Origin of the sequence: Halorubrum sp. Eb13, from assembly GCF_002252895.1 — an archaeon.
Taxonomy (GTDB): Archaea; Halobacteriota; Halobacteria; order Halobacteriales; family Haloferacaceae; genus Halorubrum.
Window position 1 is genome coordinate 329 of sequence record NZ_NHPE01000089.1, and the last position, 213, is coordinate 541.

A 213-nucleotide genomic window follows, 5' to 3' on the forward strand; every position below is an offset into this window, starting at 1 on the left:
CGCGCCGCGAGCTGTTGGGGATCGTTCGCGGTGTCCGCCCGCCGGCGGACAACGGGGATGAGGAGGACGGGGAGTAGCAGAAGCGAGGCGCGCTCCGGGTCAGCAGGCCGTGACGCCGGCACCGGACTCGATCGGAGAGCCGCTGTCGCTGTACTCCGAGTCGTCGATCGCGCCGCCGAACATCGGGAGGGTGAGCTCGTACGCGTACAGCAC